Raw genomic sequence first — 5,316 nt, forward strand, 5'->3', positions numbered from 1 at the left:
TGGCAGATGTTCGACCGCGACAAGACGCAGGATATCGAAATTGCAAGCGGCGGCGACGGTTACATCCGGTTCCGCAATGCCGGCGGCGCTCAGCGCGTGGTCGATGCCTACTGGATCACCACGTCGCGGCTGGCAACTGGCGATTACGATTTCTTCACTGCCTGGGAATTGCAGGGTTCGAATGATGGCACCAACTGGGTAACCCTGGACACGCGTACGGGCGAACTCGGCTGGGGCAATGGCGAGACCCGCTTCTACGACTTCACAAACAAATCGGCGTTCGAATACCATCAACTGGTGTTCAGCGGCGGCGGTGGAGACGATGCAGTTGTCACCGTCTCGGCCGAGTTGGCGATGCATATCGCCGCTTTCGATCAGACGCCGTTCGATCTTACGGCGTCCTCAATCATCGGCATCAACAACGACACCGGATTCCAGGTCTCTGATGTCGGTCGATCCATTCGCCTCCTGGGCGCCGACGGCATCTGGCGCTGGGCCAGGGTCACCAGCCGCACCAGCACTACGGCCGTCAAGATCATCCTCTACGGACATGCGCTGCCGAACATGAACCCGATCACGCGCTGGCGCCTCGGTACGTTTGTTCCCGGAAAACATGTGGAGAGCGGCTCGCTCTATGAGGAGCGGCTGGCCTTCAGCCGCAAGTTCTCGGTCTATGCCTCGGCCACCGGCGACTTCGACAATTTCGCTCTCGGCGAGAAGGACGACGACGCGCTGGAGTTCGTTCAGGCCGGCGGCGGCCAGGCCAACGACATTGTCTGGATCGCCGACAGCGACGGCGCGCTGCTGATCGGCACCGGCGGCGGCATCCGCGCGCTGTCGGGCTCGGGCATCGACGAGGCGCTGACGCCGTCCTCGTTCAAGAACCGGCGCTCGCGCACCTTTGGTTGCGCCCGCATCCGCCCGGTCGATGCCGGCCAGTCGTTCCTCTATGTCACACGCTCGCGCAAATCGATCGCCGAGCTGACGCAGACGGCGCAGAGCCGTTTTGCTTCGGACGATGTCGGCCAGGTCTCCGAGCATATTCCCAAAAAGGGTGTGGTCGAGCTCGCCTTCCAGACCGATCCCGACCCGTTGCTATGGTTCCCGCTCGAGAATGGCGAGCTTGGCGGTTACACCCACCAGCCGAGCCAGGAGGTGCGCGGCATGCACCGGCACCGCCTCGGCGGCAGCGCCAGCGGGGCAGGCCCCGATGGTTCAAATTGGGCTGATGTCGAGAGCGCTGCGGTCACCCCCGGCCAGGACGGCAATGACGATCTCTGGCTGATCGTGAAGCGCAGCATTGGCGGCGCGACCAGGCGCTACATCGAGATAAAGACCGCGCCGTTCGAATACGGCGCCATCGCGGACGCCTTCGAGGTCGATTGCGGCCTGACCTACACGGGCCTTGCGGTCACCACGGTGGGCGGCGCCATGCATCTCGCCGGCCAGTCCGTCGATGTTCTCGCCGACGGAAAAGTCTATCGAGGCCTGATCGTCAGCGGCGGCGGCACCGTGACGCTGCCCGGCGGTTCCACCGCCGCCAAATGGCAGCTTGGCCTGCCCTATGCTGCGGGCGCCGACACGCTGGAGCTCGATGTCGGCGGCCGCGACGGCTCCATCATCGGCCGCCGCAAGAAGGTGGCGAAAGTGATCCTGTCGCTGCTGGAGACCGATACGACGGGGCTTCAAGTCCAGTCCTTGATGCGCGGCCGCTGGGAGCCGGTGCGCATGCCCTCGATCGTCGCGCCGGACGGAAGGGCGACGCTGTTCACCGGCAATGTCGAGGTGCCGATCGACGACAGCTGGGAAGGGCAAGGCCGGGTGCGGATCCGACACGTGAATCCTACGCCTTGCACGATCCGTGCGTTCACGCCGGTGTTCGACGCCGAGCCTTAGGTGAAGCTGCCAATCCCCCCCAAGTGGGGGAGATGGCCGGCAGGCCAGAGAGGGGCGCTGCTCCGCCAGCATTTCAATTTAGCGTCTTCGCGCCAACTCTCTGCCGAACGCACTCCAAGCATCAGAAGAACGCAAGTCAGGCAAGGCCGCGATCCGTCGCGCCCCCCTCTTCCCTGCCGGGCATCTCCCCCACGAGGGGGGAGATTGGCGGCTTCGACGGTCGCTCATCACCTTCTCCAAAAAGGGACACTCCCCGAAATGATATCCCACCATGCCGAAATCCTCGGCAGGGCGCGGACGGCTGCCGAATTCGCCGCCGTCATCGCCATGCTCGATGCCGACCTCAACGATGTGATCGCCCGTAGAACCGAACTGGCGCAAGCCGAGGACCGCGCGGTCTTCGGCGATGGTGATCTGGCCGCCGCGCGTGCCGCGCTGGACGATTGCAACGACCAGATCGGGCTGCTGGAAAAGATCATCGTCGCTGCCGGCAAATGCCGTGCGGAGGCTGCTCGGAGCGAAGCGCGGTCCGATATCGCCGCGCTTGGCGACGAGATCAAGGCCAAAGCTGCGGTGCTCGGCGAACGCTGGGGCAGCGCCCGCCGGCTGGTCGAGCTGCTGCGCCAGGAATTGTTCGAGGCCGATGCGCTCGCCCGCACCATTGCCACCGCCAACGGCGTGTTCGATGCCGCCGGGGTCGCCGAGCTGAAGATCAACCTGACCACCACCCGCCGCGCCGCCATGGCCGGCCCGCGGGTCGCTGCCCCCGCCCGTCTCAGCCGGCCGGCGCTGCAGGCCGACAGGCTGCTTGTGTCGTTCCTCACCCCCGGCGGTGCGCTCGACCCGCGCCCGGCGCTCGGCGCGCCGGTGGACGGCGTCAAAAGCAAATTCATTCCCGCAAACACTTCCTTTGGCGAACGAGGCTGAACCATGTGCACACTTGCCCTTATCGGCACCGCCCTTTCCGTTGGCGGCGCGCTGGTCGAAGGCCAGCAGTCGAAGCAGATGGCCGACTATCAAGCCAAGGCCTACGGGCAGCAGGCGCAGGCCGAGGCGCAGAGTTCCGCCTTCGAGCAGAGCCAGGAGCGCTACAAGCAGGATCTCCTGCTGGGCCAGGCGCGCGCCCAGGCCGGCGCTTCGGGCGTCGGCCTATCAGGCTCGCCGACCGAGGTGCTGGCCGCCAACGCCAGGCAGGGCCAGCTCGACCTCGGCGCGATGTTGTACGGCTCGCGGCTGCGCCAGAACAACCTGAACACGCAAGCCGCCATCTCGCGCTTCTCCGGCAAGCAGGCGGCGACGGCATCGATCTTCAACGCCGGCAGCGCGCTCGTTGGCGGCCTATCCAAAATCTACGACCCGACGAAGGCCGTGAGCCTCGGCGGTTCTGCATTTTCGCCTCGGGCGAACGCGGCCATAGCCGGCGGCTATTCGGGGCTCTACTGAAATGGTCCACATCATCCCCCTTTCCATTGGCCAGCGCCGGCTCGATACCGGCAACGCGCCGCAATATCCGCAGGGGTCGCCGATTGGCGGCGCCATGCAAGGGTTGGGCGACCAGTTCTCGGCTATCGCCGCGCGCTACCAGCAGATGAAGGACCAGCAGGAGGCGTTCGACGCCGAGCTGGCGCGTCGCCGGTTCAACGGCCGGATCGCGCAGGCGGAAGACGAAGTGACAGCGAATGCGCCGCCCGATGGCAGCGGCATGCACGAGGCCATGTATGGCCAAGTCGATCCGCGTACCAGCCAGGTGGTCGAAACAGGCCTGTTCGACACACTGTTCGACGCTGCCTTGCCCAATATGCCCGAGAGCCAGCGCGCTGGTTTCGCCAGGCAGAAGGAGGCGATGCGTGCGGTCGGCTCGCTGCGCATGGCTCAGCGGCAGCTCCAGCGCCGTGACGAGTATGAGTTGGCCGAGTGGACCAAGGTCGACACCATGTCCACCGGTTCCATTGCACGGGGCAACCCGAACGACACCGATAGGTTCGAGGCGATCCGGCAGAGCGGCTTCGACCTGATCGCCAGGATCGGCAACCCGATCTTTCGGCAAACAGCCGAGGCCGCCTGGCGCAGCAACACGGCCAAGGCGCTGGTTCAGGCGATGATCGCCCAGGATCCGAAGCGCGCTGCCGAGATGCTGGGTGCGGCGCACGCTGGAAGCCGGACCAAGGACGACACTGCAGAGGCGGTTGGTGACTCCAGTGTCCGGGGCACATCGACATTCGATAGAAGCAGTTCGACGACGCCTGATGACAAGCCAGCTATCCCACTCGACGCCATCACGTACCTGAAGCCCAGCGATCTCGCAGCGCTAAGGGATCAGGCCAACACTGCGACCGCAGCCCAACTGGTCGATGCTCGCGCGAAAGTGCAACTCGCGGAGCAAAACGCCCCGGCTGTCATCGCCGCAACTGGCAAGTATCCCGAGAGGGAGCCGACAGCACAGGATTTCGTCAATGTATACGGCGCGGAAGACGGCCCGAAGCATTTCGAGAATTTCAGGATAGCGGCGGGCGTCGCCAAGGCCTTTAACGACATGTATCGGGCGCCGAACCAAGCGATACATGCGGAGCTTCGGGACTTCGAACCTGGGCCTAACGGCGCACCGGAAGAGCGCGAACGATACGAGGTAAGAGCCGGTGCCGCCCAGTTGATCATGGCTGCGAGGGACGCCGACCCTGCCAGTTACGTCGGCCAAATTGTTGCCGGGCCGAGCTCCGGACTGGAGCAAGGTCACAACACCTGAGGATTTCCAGGCTGCTGTCACTTGGGTCACAGCCGCCCAACAGGAAATGGGTTTCGATAGAAAACTGCCATTGCCGTGGGCTGTCGCAGATCATGAAGCCGCGCAATACATCGACCCAAGCGTACCGTTCAACAAGCGTTTTGCGAGGGCGAGTTCGATTGTCCTAGCGATCCGCGACCCGGGTGCGCGCAAAGCCACGGCCGAACAGTTTTCTATGGCGGCGGAAGCCCAATGGCGGGCTAGGGCCGCGCATGATCCAAAAATGACGCCAGAGCTGTTGGAAGCTCAGCTTACGGCGCTCAGGGAGGGGCTGACTTGGATTGGGGAACACCCAGCTCAGGCCCAGTACAGCACCCTGTCGACGCTGCAACAACTCGGCATGGCTTTCGGGGATATCGGTCGGATCACGGCCAAGGGCGCGACCGCCGGAGGTGCGGACGCGCTCGTTGCCGGGCTGGCCCCTTCAGGAGCAGGCGAGAGCTACGAGCACCGTCTGAGCCGTGAACAGGCCGCGACGGAGGATGCCGAGGATCGGGCCGGGCTTGCTGGTTGGATGGCGGAGGGGCTCGGGGCCGGCTTGTCAGGATATGGCCTGGCGAAGGGGTTGTTCGGTTTGATGGGCCGGGCAGGCGTAGGCGCGGCGGAGAGCGGTGGCTTGACCGGCCTTGCCGCCCGAA

The 5,316-nt window shown here is 64.9% G+C and carries 5 protein-coding genes; all 5 read left to right on the forward strand.

Features of this window, described 5'->3' with window-relative positions; translation table 11 throughout:
• Positions 1-1,896 (forward strand): hypothetical protein (locus EN949_RS32655; RefSeq protein ID WP_127371909.1); only part of this gene is annotated, 1,896 nt, incomplete at its 5' end.
• Positions 1,897-2,154: 258 nt separating this feature from the next.
• Complete coding sequence (locus tag EN949_RS32660) at positions 2,155-2,823, forward strand: hypothetical protein (RefSeq protein WP_127370833.1); 669 nt, start codon at positions 2,155-2,157, stop codon at positions 2,821-2,823.
• A 3-nt stretch (positions 2,824-2,826) separates the two neighbouring features.
• Positions 2,827-3,339 (forward strand): hypothetical protein, encoded by a 513-nt coding sequence (locus EN949_RS32665; protein ID WP_127367854.1) that lies wholly within the window; start codon positions 2,827-2,829, stop codon positions 3,337-3,339.
• A 103-nt stretch (positions 3,340-3,442) separates the two neighbouring features.
• A complete protein-coding gene (locus tag EN949_RS36240; protein WP_206534983.1) occupies positions 3,443-4,639 on the forward strand; it encodes a hypothetical protein in 1,197 nt (398 codons plus the stop codon).
• Positions 4,640-4,685: 46 nt separating this feature from the next.
• On the forward strand, positions 4,686-5,316 hold a 631-nt coding region (locus EN949_RS32675; RefSeq protein ID WP_164782614.1), incomplete at its 3' end, for a hypothetical protein.

The sequence above is a fragment of the Mesorhizobium sp. M7A.F.Ca.US.007.01.2.1 genome (assembly GCF_003998165.1).
GTDB classification, from domain to species: Bacteria; Pseudomonadota; Alphaproteobacteria; order Rhizobiales; family Rhizobiaceae; genus Mesorhizobium; species Mesorhizobium ciceri.

Excerpts from the sequence above, each read along its gene's own strand:
- EN949_RS32660 (WP_127370833.1), top strand. The coding sequence starts at position 2,155 with ATGATATCCCACCATGCCGAAATCCTCGGCAGGGCGCGGACGGCTGCC.
- EN949_RS32665 (WP_127367854.1), top strand. The coding sequence starts at position 2,827 with ATGTGCACACTTGCCCTTATCGGCACCGCCCTTTCCGTTGGCGGCGCG.